This window comes from Microbacterium sp. NPDC055312 (genome assembly GCF_053645675.1).
The window spans coordinates 609,204-629,359 of the sequence record NZ_JBSHMU010000001.1; the positions used below are offsets into that span (position 1 = coordinate 609,204).

The window sequence follows — 20,156 nt, forward strand, 5'->3', positions numbered from 1 at the left end:
GACAGGTGATCGTCGTCGCCTCGCCCGGACAGGGCTCCCAGACCCCCGGCTTCCTCGCCCCCTGGCTCGAGCTGGACGGCGTCGCCGACCGGCTGACCGCGTATTCCGAGGCCGCCGAGGTCGACCTGATCGCCCACGGCACCGAATCTGACGCCGACACCATCCGCGACACCCGCATCGCGCAGCCGCTCATCGTCGCGGCCTCGCTGATCACCGCAGAGCAGCTGGCCCTGCGCGCCGGACGCCGCGCCGACGGCGTCGCCGGTCACTCGGTCGGCGAGCTCGCCGCCCTGGTCGGGGCCGAAGTGATCGGCCCCGAGGACGCGATGCGCCTGGTCGGCATCCGCGGACGTGCGATGGCGGATGCCGCCGCGCACACGCCCACCGGCATGAGCGCGGTGCTCGGGGGCGACCCCGACGAGGTGCTCGCGCTGCTCGACGAGCTCGAGCTCACCCCTGCCAACTACAACGTCGCCGGGCAGATCGTCGCGGCCGGCGCGCTGCCCGCGCTCGCGCAGCTCGCCGAGCGGGCTCCTCGCGGCGTGCGCGTGATGCCGCTGCAGGTCGCCGGGGCGTTCCACACCTCGTACATGGCTTCCGCCGTCAACACGCTGCGGGCTGCCGTCTCCACCGTCTCGGCGAGCGACCCGACCGTCACGCTCTGGTCGAACCGCGACGGCGCCGTGGTCGACAGCGGGCAGGATGCCCTCGACCGGATCGTCACCCAGGTGTCGTCGCCGGTGCGCTGGGACCTGTGCATGGAGTCGTTCGCCGCCGCCGGCATCACCGGTTTCATCGAGGTCGCCCCGGCCGGCGCTCTCACCGGCCTCGCCAAACGAGGCCTGCGCGGCGTGCCGAACGTCGCAGTGAAGACCCCAGACGACCTCGACGCGGCTGTGGAGCTGCTGGCCGGGTCATCGCAGAACGGAGCAGTCTCGTGAGCACCCTCAAGCAGGCCAGCGGCCCCGCCTACACGCGCATCTACTCTGTCGGCGCGGCGCGCGGCGAGAACGCTGTGCCCAACGACGATCTGGTCGGGCTGATCGACTCGAGTGACGAGTGGATCCGGCAGCGCACCGGCATCATCACCCGCACCCGCGCCGTCGCCGAGACGAGCGCGATCGAGCTCTCCACCGACGCGGCGAAGGAGGCCGTCGAGCGCTCGGGCGTCGACCCCGCCGAGATCGATCTCGTGATCGTCGCGACGATCAGCAACCCGAAGCAGACGCCCTCGGTGGCCGCGATCGTGGCCGACCGGATCGGCGCGACGCCTGCCGCCGCCTACGACATGAACGCCGCGTGCGCCGGGTACGCCTACGCCATCGCCCAGGCGGATGCGCTGATCCGCGCCGGAGCCGCCCGTCACGCCGTGGTCATCGGCGCCGAGAAGCTCTCGGATGTCGTCGACCCGACCGACCGGAGCATCTCGTTCCTGCTCGGCGACGGCGCCGGCGCCGTCGTCATCGGCCCGAGCGAGACGCCCGGCATCTCGGCGACCGTCTGGGGCTCGGACGGCTCGAAGTCCGATCTCGTGGGCATGAACCACACCCTCACCGACTTCCGCGACGGCAAGGCCCCCTGGCCCACACTGCGCCAGGAGGGGCCGAGCGTGTTCCGCTGGGCGGTGTGGGAGATGGCCAAGGTCGCCCGCGAAGCGCTCGAGCGCGCCGGCATCGAGGCATCCGACCTCGCCGCCTTCATCCCGCACCAGGCGAACCTGCGCATCATCGAGGAGTTCGCCAAGCAGCTCAAGTTGCCCGAGACCACCGTCATCGCCCGCGACATCGAGACCACCGGCAACACGTCGGCCGCCTCGATCCCGCTCGCCACGCACCGGCTGCTCGAGGAGCACCCCGAACTGAGCGGCGGTCTGGCGCTGCAGATCGGGTTCGGCGCCGGTCTGGTCTTCGGCGCGCAGGTGGTCGTGCTGCCCTGATCGGGTGCGCGCCTTCCCTAGACTGTTCACCGGTTCAACCCATTCCGAGAAAGTAGGAAACACCATGGCTCTCACCAACGACGAGGTCCTCGCGGGCCTTGCTGAGCTGGTCACCGACGAGACGGGCATCGACGCGTCCGAGGTCACGATGGAGAAGTCGTTCACCGACGACCTCGACATCGACTCGATCTCGATGATGACGATCGTCGTCAACGCCGAGGAGAAGTTCGGCGTCACCATCCCCGACGACGAGGTCAAGAACCTGAAGACCGTCGCCGACGCCGTCAACTTCATCGTCGCCGGCCAGGAGTGACACCCGCGGATGCCACCCCCGCGGACCGCGGGGTGTGGCATCCTCCTGCACCGATCCCCCTCCTCACGAAGGACTCCCATGACCAAGCGCATCGTCGTCACCGGTATCGGCGCCACGTCCGCTCTGGGCGGCACGGCTCCCGAGAACTGGGCGAACCTGCTCGCCGGCCAGTCCGGTACCCGCACCCTGCCGCACGACTGGATCGAGAAGTACCAGATCCCGGTGCACTTCGCTGCGGAGGCCAGCGTGCGTCCCGAAGAGGTGCTGCCGCGTCACGAGGCGAAGCGCCTCGACCCGTCGACGCAGTTCGCGATGATCGCCGCTCGCGAGGCGTGGGAGGACGCGGGTGCGCCCGACGTCGCCCCGGAGCGTCTGGGAGTCGACTGGGCGACCGGCATCGGCGGCGTCTGGACGCTGCTGGATGCCTGGGACACTCTGCGTGAGAAGGGTCCGCGGCGCGTCATGCCGCTGACCGTGCCCATGCTCATGCCGAACGCCGGCGCAGGCAACCTATCCCTGCACTTCAACGCGAAGGCGTTCGCCCGCACCGTGGTCAGCGCCTGCGCTTCGAGCACCGAGTCGATCGCGAACGCGTACGAGCACCTGCAGGACGGCCTCGCCGACGTCGTGATCGCCGGTGGCGCCGAGTCGGCCATCCACCCGATCACGATGGCATCGTTCGCCTCGGCTCAGGCGCTCTCGCGCCGCAACGACGACCCGGCCACGGCATCCCGCCCCGGCGCGATCGACCGCGACGGCTTCGTGATGGGCGAGGGCGGCGCCGCTCTCGTGCTCGAGACCGAGGAGCACGCCACCGCCCGCGGGGCGAAGATCTACGCCTACGTGGTCGGCGGCGGCGTGACAGCCGACTCGTACCACATCACCGGAAACGACCCCGAAGGGGCCGGCGCCGCCCGCGCCGTCGAGGCGGCTCTCGCCCAGGCCGGTGCGTCGCCCGACGAGGTCGCGCACATCAACGCGCACGCGACCTCCACTCCGGTCGGAGACCCCAACGAGTACGAAGCGCTGAAGCGGGTGTTCGGCGACCGCATCGACGAGATCCCCGTCTCGGCGACCAAGGCATCCACGGGCCACCTGCTCGGCGGAACCGGAGCGCTCGAGGCCGTGTTCACGATCCTCGCGCTGCGCGACCGCGTCGCTCCCCCGACCATCAACATGACCGAGCCCGATCCGGCGGTGCCGTTCAAGCTCTCCACCGAGCCGCAGCAGCTGGGTGAGGGCGACCTGCTCGCGATCAGCAACTCGTTCGGCTTCGGCGGTCACAACGCGGTCGTCGCGTTCCGCAGCGCCTGACCCGACCGCACCGACGCGACGAAGCCCCCGCCTTCCCCGGCGGGGGCTTCTGTCTGATGCGGGAGATTCGCTTTCCCGGTCCCCGGGTGCGATCACCGGATCCCGCTACTCGCGCCTCGCCCGCACGTCCTGTGCGGCGGCGTCGGCCCGATCAGCCGACCTTGTGCAGCCAGACGACGTGCGTGTCGTCGCCGGCGTGCCGGAACGGCTCGAGCTCCTCATCCCACGCCGAGCCGAGAGCGACGTCGAGTTCGCGCTGCAGCTCGGCCGCGTTGCCGGCGGCGATCTCCATCGCGTACCGGATGCGGTCTTCGCCGATCACGATGTTGCCCGCCGAATCGGTCTGGGCGTAGTGGATGCCGAGATCGGGCGTGTGCAGCCAGCGGCCGCCCTCGCTGGCGGGTGTCGGGTCCTCCGACACCTCGAAGCGCAGATGCTCCCAGCCGCGGATCGCCGTCGCGAGCGCCGCACCGGTGCCAGCGGGCGCATCCCAGTAGAACTCCGCGCGGCGGGTGCCCTGCTGCACGGGCTGGTCGCTCCAGTCGAAGTTGACGGCACGACCGATGGCGCGTCCGACCGCCCATTCGAGGTGCGGGCAGAGCGCGCGTGGAGCGGAGTGGATGAACACCACTCCGCGTGCGTATCCCGTCGCCATGATCTCTCCGTTTCATCAGGTACGTCTTCCCCTACGACCTGAACCGAAGATGCGGCGAACTATGCGGTTGTACGGCGATTATCGCCCAGAACCGCGGGAATCACAAGCGTGTGATTCCGGATGCCAGAGCGGCCCCGGTCGCAATGACCGGGGCCGCTCTGTCATGGGTCCCTGAGCCTGTCGAAGGGTCCCTGAGCCTGTCGAAGGGTTACGCCTCGCTCATCGCGAGCTTGGCCTGCTGGCCCTTCGCGGCGTAGTAGGCCGCGCGAGCGGCATCCCGGCGGGCCTGCTCCGCGTAGCCGGCCTCGAGCACGTCCTGCGGCACCTCGACCTGCTCGTGCTGGTCGGTGCCGTGGTACTTCTCGATGTAGGCGTCGAGCTCGGGGCCCGACTCCCACGAGGTGATCAGGCAGTAGCGCGGCTCGGTGCCGTTGTGGGTGGTCGCGTGCCACAGACGCTGGGTGTCGACGATGAGCTGAGCACCGGCCGGAAGGGCGATGCGGTACTCCACGCTCGGGTCGGTGCGGTTCTCACGCAGGACGAAGTAGCTGTCCTTGTCGTCGGTGAGGTTGAAGAACCCGCGCACGACCCAGCCGGTGCCGTCGGGGTTCAGACGGTTGTTGTCATCCTGGTGCAGGTTGTACAGGCACTCGCCGTACGGGGTCGGCTGCAGCTCGATGACGCGGCAGCGCCCGACGTTGGCACCCGGTTCCTTGGCGCGAGCGGTCAGGGTCGGGGCGATCGCGGTCTGCGAGTCGATCCAGACGCCGTCCTTGTCGGTGCGCGGCGGCTTGTGGTTCCAGAAGCCGTTGCACTCGATCTCGCCCTTGGCGCTGGCGAGAGGCGAGAAGCGGGTGTCGCCCGAAGACTTCCAGTCGACATACTCGATGTCGAGCCATTCCTTCGGGTCCATCTCCCCGCCGTAGCTGTCGAGGATGACGAATCCCTTGTCTTCGAGGGCTGCGGACTTGATGTATCCCATGATCTGAGTCATGTCCTTTCGTAATGGGCCAGCACGTTTTAACAGGCCCTACTTAGGCAAGCCTACATCGGGGGCCTGGACGCACCCCGGCTGCTCGGCCAGAGAAAATCGCCCCGGACTAGACTCGATGCGGCGGCTCGTCACCCCGCCATCCGGAGGAATCACGCAGTCATGGCAACGGCCACCAATGTCGAGGCACACGCGACGGGAACGATCGAATGGCTCTCCGCTTCGGCGACGAACATCGTCGTCCCGGTCTATCAGCGCCAGTACCGGTGGGACATCGGCGGCTGCGAGAAGCTGCTCTCCGACATCCGGGCCGTGGCCGGCGAAAACGACGGTCACCGGCACTTCATCGGGTCGATCCTCTCGGGCCGGGATGCCGCCTCCACCGCTGCGGGCGCGGCGGATGACGACCTGATCCTCATCGACGGCCAGCAGCGGATCACGACGATCATGCTGCTCATCGCCGCGCTGCATCACACCGTCCGCGAGAGCGACCCGGCCTTCGCCGCCGAGCTGCAGCGGGTGCTCGTGCGCGCCGACGATCCCGCGCGCACGAAGCTGCGCCCTCACGACGAATGGGCCGGCCTCTACGAGTCGGTGGTGCTCGATCGGCGCGATGACGCGGATCGCGAGTCGCGCTTCGACGACAACTACGCGTTCTTCCGCAGCCAGGTGCACGCCGACGAGGCCCCCGCCATCTGGCGTGGCCTGCAGCGTCTCGAGCACGTGTCGATAACGCTCGGACCCCAGGCCAGCGCTCAGCAGATCTTCGAGAGCCTGAACTCGACCGGGCGCCCGCTGCGCGATCACGAGCTGATCCACAACTACATCCTGATGGGCCTCTCGCACGCCGAGCAGCTGCGGATCGAGCGGGAGTTCTGGCTGCCGATCGAGCAGCACACCGGCGAGACGATCGGCGCCTTCTGGCGCCACTACCTCGTGATGACGACCGGGCGGGAGATCGACGCGGCGGGCGAGCACGGCGTGTACGCGGCGTTCCGCGGGTCGTTCCCCCGGCTCGATCTCGAGCACCTCCGCCACGATGCGGCCGTCTGGCGCGAGTACGCCGAGATCTACGGCATCCTGCTCGATCCCGCTCGCGAGTCGGACACCGACCTCCGACTGCAGCTGGAGCTGCTGAACACGTTCGGACGCACCGCGTACCCGCTGGTGATGAGCGCCTACGCCGATCACCGCCGTGGCGTCATCCCGCGCGAGCAGCTCATCGACGTGCTGGAGTGGGTGCAGGCGCTGTTCCTGCGCCGCGCGATCGTCGGGCTTCCGGCCGACCGTCTCATCGCCCGGCTGTGCCGCGCGCGCAGCGAGGGTCACGACGCGCTGATGCGGGCCATCGGCCGCATCATGCCGTCCGACGAGCGGGTCAGCGCGGTGCTGAAGTACGGCGAACTCCCCCACCCCGCCTACGTGCTCGGACGGATCGAGGGCGTCGACGACCTGTCCGACTACGACGTGGAGACCATCGTCCCGCCTGTTCCCGCCACGACCTGGAGCGGCGACGGCATCCGGCCGTGGAACGAGTACAGCGAAGACGAGCAGAACGCGCACCGGGCGCTGACTCCGACACTCGGCAACCTCACGCTGCTCGAGGACTCGCTCACCCTGCGCGTGTTCGGCGCGTCGTTCCCCGAGAAGCGCGATCTCGCCTACGCCCGCAGCGCCGTCTCTGCCACGAGGGAGCTGGCGGAGATCCCGGCGTGGAACACGGCGGCCATCGCCGCCCGCACGGTGCGGCTGACCGCGGAGCTGCTGCGGATCTGGCCCCGGCCGGATGCGGGTGAGATCGACGACGACGGGCTCACACCCGTGCTCGATGCGGTGCGCCGACGCGGCTGGCCGGCCGGGTGGGATCGCGAGTTCGACTACTGCGAGTATCGCGGTGAGCACTGGGAGATCAAGGATGTGCGCGCGCTGTTCAACCGCATCTTCCGTCGCGCGTGGACCGACGACCGCGCCGCCGCGCTCTCGTACAGCGCGAAGCACGGCGGCCCGATCTACGGCGAGATGGCCTGGAAGGGCCAGTGGGATGAGCTCGACGAATCGCACTTCCTCTACATGGGCTGGGATTCGCACTACATGATGACGGCCCTGCAGGGCGTGCTGGAGGAGTCCGGCATCGCCGCCGAGGTGTTCGTGAAGTACTCGTACATAGGGAACGTGATGTGATGACCGCGACCATCACCGCCAGGACCACCGTGCGGCGCATGCAGGACCTCACCGTCGAAGAGCACACCCTCACCCTCCCCCTGGTGTGGGGCGATGCGGCCGACACGCGCACGATCGACGTCTTCGCCGCCGTCGTCAGCCGTGACGGCGGCGAGGATCTGCCCTACCTGGTGTTCCTGCAGGGCGGTCCCGGACACGAGGCACCCCGGCCGTTCCACTCGCCGTCGGCTCCGTCGTGGCTGGATGCCGCTCTCGCCGAGCATCGCGTCGTGCTGCTCGATCAGCGCGGGACGGGGCGCTCGACGCCGGTCGGAGACGGGGACCTCGTGCGAGGCGCGGAGGCGGTCGCCGAGCACCTCACGCATCTGCGGGCGGATGCCATCGTGCGCGACTGCGAGGCGTTCCGCGAGCATCTCGGCGCGGAGCGCTGGAATGTGCTCGGGCAGTCGTTCGGCGGGTTCACGACCCTCGCCTACCTGTCGACCGACGCGTCATCGCTCGAGCGGGTCTACATCACGGGCGGTCTGAGCACGCTCGATCGCTCCCCCGACGAGGTGTACGCGCTCTGCTACGACAAGATGCGCGACGCCTCCGAGCGGTACTATCGGCGCTTCCCCGAGCATCGCGACCGGATGCGCCGGCTCGCAGACCTCGCGCTCGCGGGCGCTCTCACGCTGCCCGACGGCGAGGTGGTCTCGCTGTCGCGGCTGCGCTCGGCGGGCTCCGCTCTGGGCACGAACGACGGCTGGCAGTCGCTCTGGTCGCTGCTCGAGCTGGATCCCACCTCGAACGCCTTTCGCCACGACCTGGCCGCGGCGATGCCGTACGACGGGCGCAACCCGCTCTACTTCGTGTTCCACGAGTCGAGCTACGCGTCAGGCCACGCCAGCCGCTGGTCGGCGGAGCGCATGGAGCCGGCGGACTTCGCCGCCGATCCGACGCTCTTCACCGGCGAGCACATCCGCCGCGACTGGACGGAGACGGTGCCGGCGTTCCGCCCCTGGCGCGACGTCGCCCTCGCGCTGGCGGAGCACGAGTGGCCGCGGATCTACGACGCGGCCGCGGTGCAGGCATCCGGAGCCGTCGGCGCGGCCGCGGTCTACGTCGACGACGTGTACGTGCCGTACGAGTTCTCGATGGAGACCGCCCGGCTGCTTCCCGGGGTGCGCACCTGGGTGACGAGCGAGCACGAGCACAACGGCCTGCGCGCCGGCGACGTGCTTCCCCGCCTGATCGATCTCGCGCACGACCGCCGCGTGCGCTGAGCGGCGCTCAGATCGTCTCGTCGCGTCCGTCGTCGTCCACGGGGACGTCGACGCTCTGATCGATGACGTCTGCCGGGTCGGCGTCGACCCCGTCGGGCAGGGGGTGGGTCGTGGTGCGCTCGGGATCGTGCGGCTCCTCGACGGCCTCGCGACTCTGCTCCACGGCATCCGCCTCGGGGATCCCGATGCTCTCATCGTCGTGATGACCGCTCATGTCGTCCTCCTCCGCGATGATTCCCAGCGTGACCTCAGTCCCGTTCCGCGTCAAGGCCGTCGCGCCGATCCGTGCCCGCGCCTATGGTGATCGGGATGACGCCGCCTGATCGCTCCGCCTCCCCGCCGCCGCGCATCCGCGTCGGGACATCCGGGTGGCGGTACAGCTCGTGGCGCGGTGACTTCTATCCCGAAGGCCTGGTGCAGCGTGCCGAGCTGGCGTACATCGGCGAGCACTTCTCCACAGTCGAGCTCAACGGCTCGTTCTACTCGCTGCAGCGCCCGAAGAGCTATCTGCGCTGGCGCGAGGCGGTGCCTGATCAGTTCACGTTCGCGGTGAAAGGGTCCCGGTACATCTCGCACATGCTCCGCCTGCGCGAGACCACCGTCGCGCTGGCGAACTTCTTCGCCTCCGGTGTGCTCGCGCTCGGACCGACGCTCGGGCCGATCCTCTGGCAGCTGCCCGAGCGACAGGAGTTCGACCCTGATGTCCTCGACGCCTTCCTCGCCGGGCTGCCGCGCAGCACAGCCGAGGCGAAAGCCCTCGGTGCGCGGCATGACGCACGGATGCGCGACCGCATCTGGCTGGAGGATGTCGAGGATCGCCCGCTGCGCTACGCCCTCGAGCCGCGCTCGGCCACCTTCGACGATCCGCGTCTGGCAGAGATCCTGAACCGGCACGGGGTCGCTCTCACCGTTGCAGACACGGCCGGCAGGTGGCCCCGGTTCGAGCCCGGCGACGCGAACCTCGTCTACGTGCGGCTGCACGGCGCATCCGAGCTGTACACGAGCGGGTACACGTCTGACGAGCTCGACGGCTGGGCGCAGCGGTGCCGTCGCTGGGCGTCGCAGGGAGCGGGCCGGGACGTCTTCGTCTACTTCGACAACGACGCTCGCGGTCATGCGCCGCACGACGCCCTGGCGCTCGCGCGACTGGTCGGCGACGATCCGAGCGACCGCTGACGCGATCAGCGCCGCGAGCGGCGCAGCCGGCGCGCGAGCCGTTCGTCAGCGACATCGTTCTCCGACGTCTTCTCGACTCGCGTGGTGTCGCGCAGCGGCACCTGCAGCTCGCGCTCGGCGGGAACCCCACGACGCAGCTCTCGCACGCGCTCGAGTTCGGCGTCGAACAGGGCGCCGATGAGCAGGGCGATGTTGCCGATCCACAGCCACAGCAGGAAGATCACGACGCCGGCGAAGGATCCGTAGATCCGGTCGTAGTCGGCGAGGTGGCTGACGTAGAACCCGAAGCCGACGGATGCCAGGGCGAAGACGGCGATCGCGACCAGGGCGCCCACGCTCATCAGTCGGAAGCGGGGGTGGTCGACGTTCGGCGCGAAGTAGTAGAGGATCGCCACGATCACGCAGACGACCAGGGCGACGGCGGGCCAGCGCGCGATGCGCCAGACGGTCAGCGCGGCCTCGCCCGCGCCCAGCGATCGGCCCAGCGCCTGCGCGAGGGGCCAGCTGAGAGCCGCCAGGGCGCAGGCGATCGTGACCAGCACGAACACGGCGAGGGTGACCAGCAGGTGCGTCGGCTTCGCCTTCCAGAACATCCGTCCCTCGGGCACACCGTAGATGCGGTTCATCGCTCGGCCGAGCGCGGTGACGTATCGGGCGACCGACCACAGCGCGAACACGAGCGCCAGCACGATCAGCCAGCCCGCGCCGGCCGTCGACGCGATCTGCTCGAGCGGACGCCGCAGCGCCTGCACGATGTCTTTCGGCGCGACCTCGCGCAGCAGGTCGAGCACGGCATCGGCCGCACCGCGCTTCTCGCCGAACACGCCGATGACCGAGAACGCCGCGATCAGTGCGGGGAACATCGCGAGGATCGCGTAGAACGTCAGCCCCGCCGCGGCATCCGGGCAGTAGGTGCGGAAGAACCCTCGCGCGACACGCCGGACGATGAGCGCCGTCGCCTCCCGACGCTCACCGTCGTGGTCGACGTCGGAGTCCCGCGCATCAGTGGTCATGGGATCAGGATGCCGCATGCCGGCGCGGGAAGCACCGGCCTTGCATCCGATCCGAGCGCGATGCTACCCGGCTCCGTCCGCCGGTCAACCCCGTTGCCCGGCCGGCTCGCGCCGACGACGGTGGAAGCGGAAAGGAGCCCACATGTCGAACATCCACGAGCAGCCCGACGAGGAACCCACCACGGAGGAGCTGGAAGAGCCGAGCACCGAGAAGGAGCCGGGCGAGGAGCCCAAGGTCGAGCATCCGGACGACCCCGAGCCCGACCACGAAGCGGTGGGCATCGGCGTGATCGGCGGGCCGCAGAGCGATACCGCCGATCAGGCACCCGCGTCGGCGTCTGAGTCCGATCAGGCCGGCTGACGCTCGACCCGAAGCGAGCTGCGGCCGGCCTCCCAGGCGTGCAGGATGTGCTCCCCCGCCCATCCGTCGATGGCGAGGCAGGCCGCGGCTCCGAAGAGGATGTCGTCGAGAAGCTCGGGCGCGTCCTCGGCCAGAGAGCCGGCCAGGTCGCGCGCCGCGATCTGCTCGTGCACCGCGTCGGCCTCCACGTGCTCGTCGTAATACGCCGCGACGTCGTCACCGAAACCGACCCGCCTCAGCCCCTCGGCGATCGCGCGACTCGGCAGAGACGAGGTCATCTCGAAAGCGGCGAGGTGTCCCACCACGGCGCCCTGCAGTCGGCGGTTCAGGGCGAACATCGTCATCAGGTTGAACGAGGCGAAGGTGATCGCGGGCACGGCGTCGACGTACGCGCCGTAGGTGTCATCGAGGCCCGCACCGCGCATCGCGTCGGCGAACATCACCTGGTGCATACGTTCGACTCGTCCCCCGCCGTACTCATCGGCCTGGATCTCGATGAGCGCGGCCTTGGCGCGCCCTGTCAGCCGGGGGATCGCCCAGGAATGCGCGTCGGCCTCCCGCAGCGTGTAGATGCTGCGCTGCATGAGCAGCTCGCGCGCCTGCTCGACATCGGCCTTCCGGCTCACGAAGTGCGACAGGCTCGGTCCCGGCTGCGGCGCGGCCAGCGCGAACAATGCCGCGGCGACGGCGTCCTGTGTCGGCTCCGGGCTGTCGGGCAGCGGCACCGCGGCGCGCACGGCGTCCTCGAAGGCGCGCTCGAGCACGGCGCGCGCGGTGAGCAGCGAGACGTCCCACTCCCAATGCGCGCCGAATTGCGGCAGCGACCCGTATGCCACGCAGTAGAGCAGGTAGAGCGAGAGCTGCACGTCGTCGTCGGTGATCGGGTCCTCGACGAGAACCGCGTCGCGGGCCAGCTGAGGCAGACGCTCCGCACGCTCGGGGGAACGGTCGGTGAGCACCTCGAGCAGCTCGGCACTGAGCGGCCCGCGCGCGGTGATGGCGACGGCCGTCGCGTCGGAGGAGAGGGTGAGCGTCATGGTGCTCCTTCGTCAGGCGTGTTCCGGCCGGTGCGGCCGGCTGCGACCACCCTAGGGCGGGTCCGTCCGCCGGGGCACAGGCCTTGACACGGCGCGCAGCCGGCCGTCAAGACCCTGGCGTCCACCGCGGGCGCGCGGGAGGGTGGGATCTCACCCCGGGCGAGGAGTTCACATGACCGCGAGAGACGAAGCGCCGACGATCACCGCGTGCACCGACGGCCCGCTGCTCGTGCGAGGAGACGTCGAGCTGCAGTCGGCTGCGGGTCGGCCGATCGAACGTCGGCGTCGCACGATCGCGCTGTGCCGCTGCGGGCTGTCGTCGATCAAGCCGTTCTGCGACGGCGCGCACAAGACATCCGGATTCCGCAGCGACGACTGAGCGGACAGGCGCAGACGCGTAGGGCGGGTCGGACTTGAACCGACGATCGTTGGGTTATGAGCCCACTGCCTTAACCAGCTTGGCCACCGCCCCGTAGACCACCAGCCTACCGTCCGGGCGGGCCGCTACCGCGTCCGCGCGGACGCGTGCGTGCGGGTGTGCTCGAGGTAGATCTCGGCGTTGGCGATGAGCCCACGACGCTCGTCGTCGGTGAGCGCCCTGCGCACCTTCGCGGGCACGCCCGCCACGAGCGATCCCTCCGGCACCCGGGTGCCGCCCAGCACGACCGCTCCGCCGGCGATCAGGCATCCGGCCCCGATCACCGCACCGCTGAGCACGACGGCACCCAGGCCGACGAGCGAGCCGTCGCCGATCGTGCAGCCGTGCACGACCGCGTTGTGGCCGATCGAGACATCGTCGCCGATGACGACGGGATGCTCGCGGTCGACGTGCACCGAGACGTTGTCCTGCACGTTGCTGCGGGCCCCTACGGTGATGGATGCCGAGTCCGCACGCAGCACCGCGTTGTACCAGACGCTCGCGGCATCGCCCAGGGTGGCATCGCCGACGATGCGCGCACCGTCTGCGACGAAGGCGCCGGCGGCGATGCGGGGGACCTGCGTTCCGAGGGCGATGACGGAGGCGTTCGCGGCGATGCTCATGAAGGCGAGACTACCCTCACTTCCGCGTGATCCCGCGGAAGATCGGGCCGGTAAGCGTTGCCTACGCTTGCTTGCGGAATGGTTCGCGCCGAGTAGCGTTGTACTCAGTAGACGTGCAAGCAGACACCTCGGAGGTTCACATGAGCAAGGCCCAGACCGTTCCCAGCATCGCTGTCGACCCGACCGTCGCCGCTGCCGCCGCACAGTTCCTCTCCCCCGTGGTGCACGGCCTGCAGGCCCTCACCGTCAACGGCAAGCAGGCGCACTGGCATGTCCGCGGGGCGAACTTCGTCGGCGTCCACGAGCTGCTCGACACGATCGTGGCGCACGCCGGAGACTTCGCCGACACGGCCGCGGAGCGCATCGTCGCCCTCGGTCTGCCCATCGACGCCCGGGTGCAGACCGTGGCCGAGCGGGCCGGCAGCACGGCCGTGCCGGCGGGCTTCGAGCAGTCGGATGAGCTCATCCGTGCCGTGATCGGCGACATCGACGCGATCCTCGTCGACGTGAAGGCCGCCGTCGACGGTCTCGACGAGGTCGACCTCACCAGCCAGGACGTGGCGATCGAGATCCAGCGCGGTCTCGAGAAGGACCGCTGGTTCCTCATCTCGCACATCGCGGCCTGACCTTTCGACAGGCACAGGGCACCGCCTGGACGCCCGACTCCCGACAACGGGGTCGGGCGTTCCGCCTTCCTCCATCAGGCCAGATAAGTGAAGCGCCCGCCGAGCAGGGTGGCGGTCACGGGCATCCGACGCAGTTCCTCGCGATCCGCGGTGAGCGGGTCGCCGGCGCAGAGCGCCATGTCGGCGAGGCCGCCGATCTCGAGCTCCGTCTCGCCGTGATGACTGCTGGCACGCAGCGCCGCGTCGATCGACACGCGCTCCTCGGGGTGCCACGGCTCGCGCTGGTCGCCGGTGCGGTGCACAGCGGCGGCGATCGTCAACCAGGGATCCAGCGGTGCCACGGGGGCATCCGACCCGAATCGGACGGGGATGCCTGCCGCCAGCAGGGATGCCACGGGATGGCTGATCGCCTGCTGATGCTGCCACAGCGTGCCCACCAGGTCGCGGTCGTCGACCGCGTGCTCGGGCTGTACGCTCGCGACGACGCCCAGCCGCGCGAAGCGGGCGAGGTCCGCGTGCCGCACGAGCTGGGCGTGCTCGATCGTGCCCCGCGCCTGGGTGTAGGTGAAGGCGTCCAGAGCCGACGCCACCGCGCGGTCGCCGATGGCGTGCACCGCCACGTCGAGCCCCGCCCCCGTCGCGACCGTGAGGTACTCGCGCACGGCGTCCGGGTCGATCGTGAACGACCCGAAGTTGCTCGGATCATCACCGTAAGCGTGCGAGCAGGCAGCGGTGCGCGTGCCGAGCGACCCGTCGGTGATGAGCTTGAGCGCACCCACACGCACCAGCCCGTCTGTTCCCGCCAGCAGCTCTCGGGTGCGCAGGCCCTCGGCGACCGCCCGCTCGAGGTTCGTCGCGTAGAAGGCGAACTCCACCCGGTGCGCGTCGAATCCGGTGGCCGACCTGCGCTGCCACGCTTCCGCGTTCCACGCCATGTCGAAGTCGACGATCCCCGTGATGCCGCGCGCAGCCGCCCGCTCGGCGGCGCGCAGCACGGCAGCATCCGCCATCGCGTCATCGGCGGTGTTCAGCCGCCGCGAGATCTCGAACGCGTCCTCTTCACGCAGCATCCCGTCCGCGGTCGGTGCGAAGCCCTCGCGGCGGAAGGCTGCGGAGTTCAGCCAGACGCTGTGCACGTCCATGTTGACGGCGTACGCGGCCCGGTCGCCGCACGCCGCGTCGAGGGCCTCCAGCGACGGCTCGTCGGGCCACAGCGCGTCGCGCATGCCCGCACCGATCACGCGGTCGTCGGCCAGCGGCACCGCGGATGCCATCATGCGCGCCGCCTCGGCGGCGCTGGCCGCCTCGCCGAGCTGCACCCGTTCGGCGTCCAGTGCCCACTGCACCGTGTGCACGTGGTGGTCCCAGAGCCCCGGAATCACCCGGCCGCCCTCGCCGTCGAGCACGACCCCGCGGGCGGGCAGCACCCCGGTCGGGGCGATGTCGGCGATGCGGCCGTCGCGGATGACGAGATCGACGGGCTCGTCGCCGAAGGTCAGCGCCAGCGGCCCGCTGAGTCGGACCGCGCGCACGACGTCGACACGGTCGCCACGCCCGATCACGGGCGACCTCCCCTCGGATGGCGTTCGATGACCCGACGCAGTTCGGCCGGGTCGGTCATGGCGAAGCTGGGGTTGTGACGCACCCTGCAAGCCTATGACCGTCCCGGCCGAACGGGATCTCACACCTTGGTCTTGACGACCGGGATCGCCTGCGTCTTCCAGTCCTCGAACGCCTGATCGCCGGCCATGAACGCGTTGACCTCTTCGGGTGTCGCGGTGAGCTTCGGGTCGTTGTCGAGGTACTTCTTCGTCTCGCGGGCCACGAGGCCCGAGAGCAGCAGCAGCCCGATGAGGTTCGGCAGCGCCATGAGGCCGTTCATCACGTCCGAGAAGGCCCACACCACGCCGAGCTGCACGGTGCAGCCGATGAAGACGACCAGCGAGAAGATCACGCGGAACGGCATCACCGCCCGACGCCCGATGAGACGCTCGATGCTGCGCTCGCCGTAGTACGACCAGCCGAGGATCGTCGAACCCGCGAACAGCACGAGACCGATCGTCACGATGTAGTGGCCCCACTCGCCGGGCAAGCCGTGCGAGAACGCCTCTCCGGTCATCACCGCAGGGTCGAACTGCTTGCCCGTGGCCGGGTCCGTCATGTTCCACACGCCGGTGGTGATGATCACCAGGCCGGTGCAGGTGACGACGATGATCGTGTCGATGAACGTCTGCGTCATCGACACCAGACCCTGTCGCACGGGGTGACTGGTCTTGGCCGCCGCGGCGGCGATCGCGGCCGAGCCCATGCCCGACTCGTTCGAGAAGATGCCGCGCGCGACGCCGTACTGCACGGCGATGATGATCGCCGAACCCGCGAATCCTCCGACGGCGCTCGTGCCGGTGAACGCGTCGGTGAAGATCTGCGCGAAGGCCGCCGGCACGCCACCGATGTTGGCGATGAGGATGTAGACGGCACCCAGCACGTAGAAGATGATCATCACTGGCACGAGACCGGCGGTGACGCGCCCGATCGACTTGATCCCGCCGACGAGGACCAGCAGGGCGAACACGGTGAGCAGGATGCCGGTGACCCAAGTGGGCACGTTGAAGCTGTTCTCGAGGTTGGCCGAGATCGAGTTGCCCTGGGTCATGTTGCCGATGCCGAAGCAGGCGATGACCGCGGCGACGGCGAAGAAGATCGCGAGGAACTTGCCGAACCGGTTCGGGATGCCGCGCTCGAGGTAGTACTGCGGTCCGCCGTTCTTCTCGCCGGCGGAGTCGGTGGTGCGGAAGCGCACGCCGAGGAACGCCTCGGAGTACTTCGACGCCATGCCGAGCAGGCCGGTCACCCACATCCAGAACAGCGCACCGGGGCCGCCGATGCCGATGGCGGTGGCGACGCCGACGATGTTGCCGGTGCCCACCGTGGCGGCGAGAGCCGTGGTCAGCGCCTGGAACTGCGAGATGTCACCGTCGGAACCGGGGTCCTTGCGGGTGAACAGGCCGAGGCGCAGCGCTGCGCCGAGGCGGATGAACTGCAGTCCGCCCAGGCGGATGGTGAGGTAGAGGCCGGTGCCGAGCAGCAGTGGGATGAGGAGCCACGGCCCCCAGATCCATGAGCTGATGTTCTCGAGCACGCCCTGCAGCGCGGAAAGATCCATGAGGTCTCCTGTCATGCGACGTTGCAAACGGACTCCGCCATCATATTCACAGCGCGCATTCAGGTTTGATCATCGCGCGCGGATCGCGATCAGCGCTGGCAGGACGGGCACCAGTACAGCTTGCGGGCGCCGATCTCCTCCAGGGCGATCTCCGTGCCGCACACCCGGCACGGCAGTCCCGCGCGGTGGTAGACCCAGTGGCGGTCGTCTCGACTGGCCATGGCCGCGCGGTACGCGTCGCCGGTGAGACCGTCCATGGTCATCATCTGGCCGGTCTCGACGCCGATCGAGAGCAGCTGCACCCAGTCGCGCCACAGCGCGCGCACGACCTCCTCGGGCACGTCGCGCCCGGGGGTGTGCGGTTCGAGCCGAGCCCGGAAGAGCATCTCGGCGCGGTAGACGTTGCCGATGCCGCTGACCACCGACTGGTCCATCAGCAGCAGCGCGATCGGGGTGGCCTTGCGGCGCACGGTCCGCACGAAGCGCTCCTCGCCCTCGGCCGGGTCGCCGACCAGCGGATCGGGGCCGAGCTTCGCGACCGTGGCGAGCATCTCGTCGGGGGTCTGCAGCGCGCACGCCGTCGGTCCGCGCAGATCAGCGCACGTGGTCTCGTTCAGCAGCCGGAGCCGCACCTGTCCGACCACCGGCGGGGGCCACTCGTCGCCCTCGTCGGCGAGCCCGCGGGTCTGCTCCGACATCCGCACATGCACCCGCGACCTGCGCGGGGCGCCGATCGAGGTCAGCGAGTTCTCGCCGGCGTCGTCGTAGATCACCTCATCGAGGTCGGTGCCGCGCTGGTTGGTCTGCCCCATGCGTCCGTTCGCGGATGCGATGGTCGGGTCCGCGACGATCTCGCCGGCGAAGTCCCACGCGCCGTACAGGCCGAGGTGCACGCGCAGCCAGACGGCATCTTCGAACTCGAGGAACATCTGCTTGCCGACCGCCATCGCCTGCAGCATCTCGCGGCCGTCGAGCACGGCTGCTCCGTCGGCGAAGCGCCCCTGGGGGCTCGACGCCGTGACGGGCCGCCCGGTGAAGTTGCGCGCGAACTGCCGGGCGATGCGGTGGACGGAATGCCCCTCGGGCATGTCAGGCCCGCCCGTCGGCGGAGCCGACGCCCTCCTGACGCGGATCCGGGAGCAGCGACCCGTCGTTCTCGAAGTCGGCGATCTGACCGATGCGCCGCACGTGCCGCTCGTCGCCCGAGAACGGCGTCGCGATGAACCGGTCGATGAACGAGCTGACCTCGTCGAAGCTGTGCTGGCGAGCGCCGACCGAGATCACGTTCGCGTCGTTGTGCTCGCGCGCGAGCTCGGCCGTCGAGAGGTTCCACACCAGCGCCGCACGGATCCCTGCGACCTTGTTCGCGGCGATCTGCTCCCCGTTGCCCGATCCGCCGAACACGACGCCGAGCGCCTCGACGCCGGCGCGCCGGTCGGCGACCACGGCCTGCGCCGCGCGGATGCAGAACGCGGGGTAGTCGTCGAGGGCGTCGTACTCCACAGGACCATGATCGACGACCTCGTGTCCGGCGTCGCGCAGGTGCTGCTGCAGGCGGGTCGAGAAGTCGAGGCCGGCGTGATCTGTGGCGATGTGGATGCGCATGTGCACCATCCTATTCAGGCTCGCCCACTGGGTCCCTGAGCCGGCTCGCCCACTGGGTCCCTGAGCCTGTCGAAGGGCCAGGCTCGCCCACTGGATCCCTGAGCGTGCTCGCCCACTGGGTCCCTGAGCGTGCTCGCCCCCTGGGCCCCTGAGCGTGCTCGCCCCCCTGGGTCCCTGAGCCTGTCGAAGGGCCAGGCTCGCCCTCTGGGTCCCTGAGCCTGTCGAAGGGCCAGGCTCGCCCTCTGGGTCCCTGAGCGTGCTCGCCCACTGGGTCCCTGAGCCTGTCGAAGGGTCAGGGCGCGATACCCGCTGCCGCGGGCTTGAAGCCCGCGCGGATGTTCTCGCAGCATCCGGGACGGCACACGTCGAACCACGGTCCGAGGTCGGTCACGTGAGCTCGGTCGGCGGCAGGGCGGCCTTCCAATCGCTCCTGCACGAGGTCGACGATGCCCGCGACGAAGGCCGGCGAGACACCGGGGGTGGGTGTGCGAGCGAAGGCGAGCCCGGCATCCTCCGCCGCCTCCTTCGCCTCGGTGTCGAGGTCCCAGAGAACCTCCATGTGGTCGCTCATGAAGCCGACCGGAACGACGATGACAGCACGTCGTCCGCGCTGGGGCAGCTCTCCGATGACGTCGCAGACGTCGGGCTCGAGCCACGGCTGCGACGCAGGGCCCGAACGGGACTGGTACACGAGCTCCCACGGCACGTCTGCGGCGGCGGGCGCCAGTTCGGCGACCCGCGCCATCACCCACGCGCTGACCGCCTCGTGCTGCAAGGCGTACGCGCCGCCCTCGCCCCATTCGATGTCGCGAGGGCCCGAGCGCACGGCGTCGTCCATCGGGATGCTGTGGGTGGAGAAGAGCACCTGGATCTCATCCGCGGTGAACCCCTCCTCGAGACGCTGACGCACGGCGTCGTGCACTCCCTCGACGAACGCCTGCACGAAGCCGGGGTGATCGAAGAACGGACGGATCTTGTCGATGGTGACGACGCCGTCGTACTCGGTGCCGGCGAGGACGCGCGCGAAGTCCTCGCGGTACTGCCGGCAGCTCGAGAACGAGCTGTACGCGCTGGTCGCGAACGCCAGCAGCGTCGTGTGCTCGTCCGAGACGGCCTCGGCCACAGCATCCTCGAGGTACGGCGCCCAGTTGCGGTTGCCCCAGTACACGGGCAGGTCGATCGATCGCGCGGCGAGCTCGGCCTCGAGCGCAGCCTTCAGCGCACGGTTCTGCGCATTGATCGGGCTGACACCGCCGAAGTGACGGTAGTGGTGCGAGACGTCCTCGAGCCGTTCATCCGGGATGCCGCGGCCGCGGGTCACATTGCGCAGGAACGGGATCACGTCATCCTGGCCCTCGGGACCGCCGAAACCGGCGAGCAGGATGCCGTCGTAGGCGACGGGGACCTCGACGTGTGCGGAGCCGGTCGATGCGGCCGGCGAGGCGTGCGGGACGACGATCTTCTCTGAGGAGCTCACGG

Annotated in this window: 21 protein-coding genes and 1 tRNA gene; 10 read left to right on the forward strand and 12 right to left on the reverse strand. The window is 69.8% G+C overall.

Features of this window, described 5'->3' with window-relative positions; genetic code table 11:
• The first annotated feature begins 5 nt into the window (after positions 1 to 5).
• The 4 genes from ACWIDW_RS02945 to ACWIDW_RS02960 all read left to right on the forward strand — a co-directional run bounded on the left by ACWIDW_RS02945 (position 6) and on the right by ACWIDW_RS02960 (position 3,563).
• Complete coding sequence (locus ACWIDW_RS02945) at positions 6 to 941, forward strand: ACP S-malonyltransferase (RefSeq protein WP_454122815.1); 936 nt, start codon at positions 6 to 8, stop codon at positions 939 to 941.
• Entirely contained in the window at positions 938 to 1,936 is a 999-nt protein-coding gene (locus ACWIDW_RS02950) for a beta-ketoacyl-ACP synthase III (protein WP_454122816.1), read from the forward strand. Before ACWIDW_RS02945 ends, ACWIDW_RS02950 begins: the two co-directional genes overlap by 4 nt.
• Positions 1,937 to 2,000: 64 nt before the next feature.
• A complete protein-coding gene (locus tag ACWIDW_RS02955; RefSeq protein ID WP_071641880.1) occupies positions 2,001 to 2,249 on the forward strand; it encodes an acyl carrier protein in 249 nt (82 codons plus the stop codon).
• A gap of 78 nt (positions 2,250 to 2,327) precedes the next feature.
• Entirely contained in the window at positions 2,328 to 3,563 is a 1,236-nt protein-coding gene (locus ACWIDW_RS02960; protein ID WP_454122818.1) for a beta-ketoacyl-[acyl-carrier-protein] synthase family protein, read from the forward strand.
• A gap of 151 nt (positions 3,564 to 3,714) precedes the next feature.
• On the opposite strand, the gene ACWIDW_RS02965 is transcribed toward ACWIDW_RS02960, so the two are convergent.
• Both ACWIDW_RS02965 and ACWIDW_RS02970 read right to left on the reverse strand, forming a co-directional pair.
• The gene (locus ACWIDW_RS02965) at positions 3,715 to 4,218 is read right to left on the reverse strand and encodes a DUF3145 domain-containing protein (RefSeq protein WP_313357983.1); all 504 of its coding nucleotides are present in this window, start codon (positions 4,216 to 4,218) and stop codon (positions 3,715 to 3,717) included.
• Positions 4,219 to 4,426: 208 nt separating this feature from the next.
• Positions 4,427 to 5,200 (reverse strand): hypothetical protein, encoded by a 774-nt coding sequence (locus tag ACWIDW_RS02970; RefSeq protein ID WP_071643496.1) that lies wholly within the window; start codon positions 5,198 to 5,200, stop codon positions 4,427 to 4,429.
• Between the two features lie 171 nt (positions 5,201 to 5,371).
• Between ACWIDW_RS02970 and ACWIDW_RS02975 the strand changes: the two genes are divergently transcribed.
• Together ACWIDW_RS02975 and ACWIDW_RS02980 are read left to right on the forward strand one after the other, a co-directional pair.
• A complete protein-coding gene (locus ACWIDW_RS02975) occupies positions 5,372 to 7,390 on the forward strand; it encodes a DUF262 domain-containing protein (protein ID WP_454122820.1) in 2,019 nt (672 codons plus the stop codon).
• Positions 7,390 to 8,655: an alpha/beta fold hydrolase gene (locus ACWIDW_RS02980; protein WP_454122821.1), complete on the forward strand. Its 1,266-nt coding sequence runs from the start codon at positions 7,390 to 7,392 to the stop codon at positions 8,653 to 8,655. The genes ACWIDW_RS02975 and ACWIDW_RS02980 overlap by 1 nt, the downstream gene beginning before the upstream one ends.
• Positions 8,656 to 8,662: 7 nt before the next feature.
• Here the strand turns inward: ACWIDW_RS02980 and ACWIDW_RS02985 are convergent, their stop codons facing one another.
• Complete coding sequence (locus ACWIDW_RS02985; protein WP_454122823.1) at positions 8,663 to 8,869, reverse strand: hypothetical protein; 207 nt, start codon at positions 8,867 to 8,869, stop codon at positions 8,663 to 8,665.
• 95 nt (positions 8,870 to 8,964) lie between these two features.
• Here ACWIDW_RS02985 and ACWIDW_RS02990 point away from each other — a divergent pair, with 95 nt between their 5' ends.
• Positions 8,965 to 9,831, forward strand: a complete 867-nt coding sequence (locus tag ACWIDW_RS02990; protein ID WP_454122825.1) for a DUF72 domain-containing protein — start codon at positions 8,965 to 8,967, stop codon at positions 9,829 to 9,831.
• A 5-nt stretch (positions 9,832 to 9,836) separates the two neighbouring features.
• Here ACWIDW_RS02990 and ACWIDW_RS02995 read toward each other — a convergent pair whose 3' ends face one another.
• On the reverse strand, positions 9,837 to 10,844 hold the full coding sequence (locus ACWIDW_RS02995; RefSeq protein WP_454122826.1) for a YihY/virulence factor BrkB family protein: 1,008 nt from the start codon (positions 10,842 to 10,844) through the stop codon (positions 9,837 to 9,839).
• 142 nt (positions 10,845 to 10,986) lie between these two features.
• Here ACWIDW_RS02995 and ACWIDW_RS03000 point away from each other — a divergent pair, with 142 nt between their 5' ends.
• Positions 10,987 to 11,205, forward strand: coding sequence for a hypothetical protein (locus tag ACWIDW_RS03000; protein WP_454122827.1), 219 nt, complete (start codon positions 10,987 to 10,989; stop codon positions 11,203 to 11,205).
• On the opposite strand, the gene ACWIDW_RS03005 is transcribed toward ACWIDW_RS03000, so the two are convergent.
• A complete protein-coding gene (locus ACWIDW_RS03005; RefSeq protein ID WP_454122829.1) occupies positions 11,193 to 12,242 on the reverse strand; it encodes an iron-containing redox enzyme family protein in 1,050 nt (349 codons plus the stop codon). The two genes, ACWIDW_RS03000 and ACWIDW_RS03005, sit on opposite strands and share 13 nt — an antisense overlap.
• Positions 12,243 to 12,414: 172 nt before the next feature.
• On the opposite strand from ACWIDW_RS03005, the gene ACWIDW_RS03010 reads away from it, so the two are divergent.
• Positions 12,415 to 12,621, forward strand: a complete 207-nt coding sequence (locus tag ACWIDW_RS03010; protein ID WP_454122831.1) for a CDGSH iron-sulfur domain-containing protein — start codon at positions 12,415 to 12,417, stop codon at positions 12,619 to 12,621.
• A 19-nt stretch (positions 12,622 to 12,640) separates the two neighbouring features.
• Here the strand turns inward: ACWIDW_RS03010 and ACWIDW_RS03015 are convergent.
• Both ACWIDW_RS03015 and ACWIDW_RS03020 read right to left on the reverse strand, forming a co-directional pair.
• Positions 12,641 to 12,714: transfer RNA gene (locus ACWIDW_RS03015), tRNA-Ile, on the reverse strand.
• 32 nt (positions 12,715 to 12,746) lie between these two features.
• A complete protein-coding gene (locus ACWIDW_RS03020; protein WP_454122833.1) occupies positions 12,747 to 13,283 on the reverse strand; it encodes a gamma carbonic anhydrase family protein in 537 nt (178 codons plus the stop codon).
• A 140-nt stretch (positions 13,284 to 13,423) separates the two neighbouring features.
• Here ACWIDW_RS03020 and ACWIDW_RS03025 point away from each other — a divergent pair, with 140 nt between their 5' ends.
• Positions 13,424 to 13,909 (forward strand): Dps family protein, encoded by a 486-nt coding sequence (locus ACWIDW_RS03025; protein WP_454122834.1) that lies wholly within the window; start codon positions 13,424 to 13,426, stop codon positions 13,907 to 13,909.
• A gap of 74 nt (positions 13,910 to 13,983) precedes the next feature.
• Here the strand turns inward: ACWIDW_RS03025 and ACWIDW_RS03030 are convergent, their stop codons facing one another.
• The 5 genes from ACWIDW_RS03030 to ACWIDW_RS03050 all read right to left on the reverse strand — a co-directional run bounded on the left by ACWIDW_RS03030 (position 13,984) and on the right by ACWIDW_RS03050 (position 20,154).
• Positions 13,984 to 15,471, reverse strand: coding sequence for an amidohydrolase (locus tag ACWIDW_RS03030; RefSeq protein WP_454122836.1), 1,488 nt, complete (start codon positions 15,469 to 15,471; stop codon positions 13,984 to 13,986).
• A gap of 119 nt (positions 15,472 to 15,590) precedes the next feature.
• Positions 15,591 to 17,072, reverse strand: a complete 1,482-nt coding sequence (locus ACWIDW_RS03035; protein WP_454122837.1) for an alanine/glycine:cation symporter family protein — start codon at positions 17,070 to 17,072, stop codon at positions 15,591 to 15,593.
• Positions 17,073 to 17,161: 89 nt separating this feature from the next.
• The gene (locus ACWIDW_RS03040) at positions 17,162 to 18,160 is read right to left on the reverse strand and encodes an Fpg/Nei family DNA glycosylase (RefSeq protein ID WP_454122838.1); all 999 of its coding nucleotides are present in this window, start codon (positions 18,158 to 18,160) and stop codon (positions 17,162 to 17,164) included.
• 1 nt (position 18,161) lies between these two features.
• Positions 18,162 to 18,677 (reverse strand): ribose-5-phosphate isomerase, encoded by a 516-nt coding sequence (locus tag ACWIDW_RS03045; RefSeq protein ID WP_454122840.1) that lies wholly within the window; start codon positions 18,675 to 18,677, stop codon positions 18,162 to 18,164.
• A 292-nt stretch (positions 18,678 to 18,969) separates the two neighbouring features.
• Positions 18,970 to 20,154: a ferrochelatase gene (locus ACWIDW_RS03050; RefSeq protein WP_454122841.1), complete on the reverse strand. Its 1,185-nt coding sequence runs from the start codon at positions 20,152 to 20,154 to the stop codon at positions 18,970 to 18,972.
• Positions 20,155 to 20,156 lie beyond the last annotated feature (2 nt).

Bases quoted from the DNA above. Each gene is read 5' to 3' on its own strand.
- ACWIDW_RS02955 (WP_071641880.1), top strand. From the start codon at position 2,001: ATGGCTCTCACCAACGACGAGGTCCTCGCGGGCCTTGCTGAGCTGGTC.
- ACWIDW_RS02960 (WP_454122818.1), top strand. From the start codon at position 2,328: ATGACCAAGCGCATCGTCGTCACCGGTATCGGCGCCACGTCCGCTCTG.
- ACWIDW_RS02965 (WP_313357983.1), bottom strand. From the start codon at position 4,218: ATGGCGACGGGATACGCACGCGGAGTGGTGTTCATCCACTCCGCTCCA.
- ACWIDW_RS02970 (WP_071643496.1), bottom strand. From the start codon at position 5,200: ATGGGATACATCAAGTCCGCAGCCCTCGAAGACAAGGGATTCGTCATC.
- ACWIDW_RS02975 (WP_454122820.1), top strand. From the start codon at position 5,372: ATGGCAACGGCCACCAATGTCGAGGCACACGCGACGGGAACGATCGAA.
- ACWIDW_RS02980 (WP_454122821.1), top strand. From the start codon at position 7,390: ATGACCGCGACCATCACCGCCAGGACCACCGTGCGGCGCATGCAGGAC.
- ACWIDW_RS02985 (WP_454122823.1), bottom strand. From the start codon at position 8,869: ATGAGCGGTCATCACGACGATGAGAGCATCGGGATCCCCGAGGCGGAT.
- ACWIDW_RS02990 (WP_454122825.1), top strand. From the start codon at position 8,965: ATGACGCCGCCTGATCGCTCCGCCTCCCCGCCGCCGCGCATCCGCGTC.
- ACWIDW_RS02995 (WP_454122826.1), bottom strand. From the start codon at position 10,844: ATGACCACTGATGCGCGGGACTCCGACGTCGACCACGACGGTGAGCGT.
- ACWIDW_RS03000 (WP_454122827.1), top strand. From the start codon at position 10,987: ATGTCGAACATCCACGAGCAGCCCGACGAGGAACCCACCACGGAGGAG.
- ACWIDW_RS03005 (WP_454122829.1), bottom strand. From the start codon at position 12,242: ATGACGCTCACCCTCTCCTCCGACGCGACGGCCGTCGCCATCACCGCG.
- ACWIDW_RS03010 (WP_454122831.1), top strand. From the start codon at position 12,415: ATGACCGCGAGAGACGAAGCGCCGACGATCACCGCGTGCACCGACGGC.
- ACWIDW_RS03020 (WP_454122833.1), bottom strand. From the start codon at position 13,283: ATGAGCATCGCCGCGAACGCCTCCGTCATCGCCCTCGGAACGCAGGTC.
- ACWIDW_RS03025 (WP_454122834.1), top strand. From the start codon at position 13,424: ATGAGCAAGGCCCAGACCGTTCCCAGCATCGCTGTCGACCCGACCGTC.
- ACWIDW_RS03035 (WP_454122837.1), bottom strand. From the start codon at position 17,072: ATGGATCTTTCCGCGCTGCAGGGCGTGCTCGAGAACATCAGCTCATGG.
- ACWIDW_RS03040 (WP_454122838.1), bottom strand. From the start codon at position 18,160: ATGCCCGAGGGGCATTCCGTCCACCGCATCGCCCGGCAGTTCGCGCGC.
- ACWIDW_RS03045 (WP_454122840.1), bottom strand. From the start codon at position 18,677: ATGCGCATCCACATCGCCACAGATCACGCCGGCCTCGACTTCTCGACC.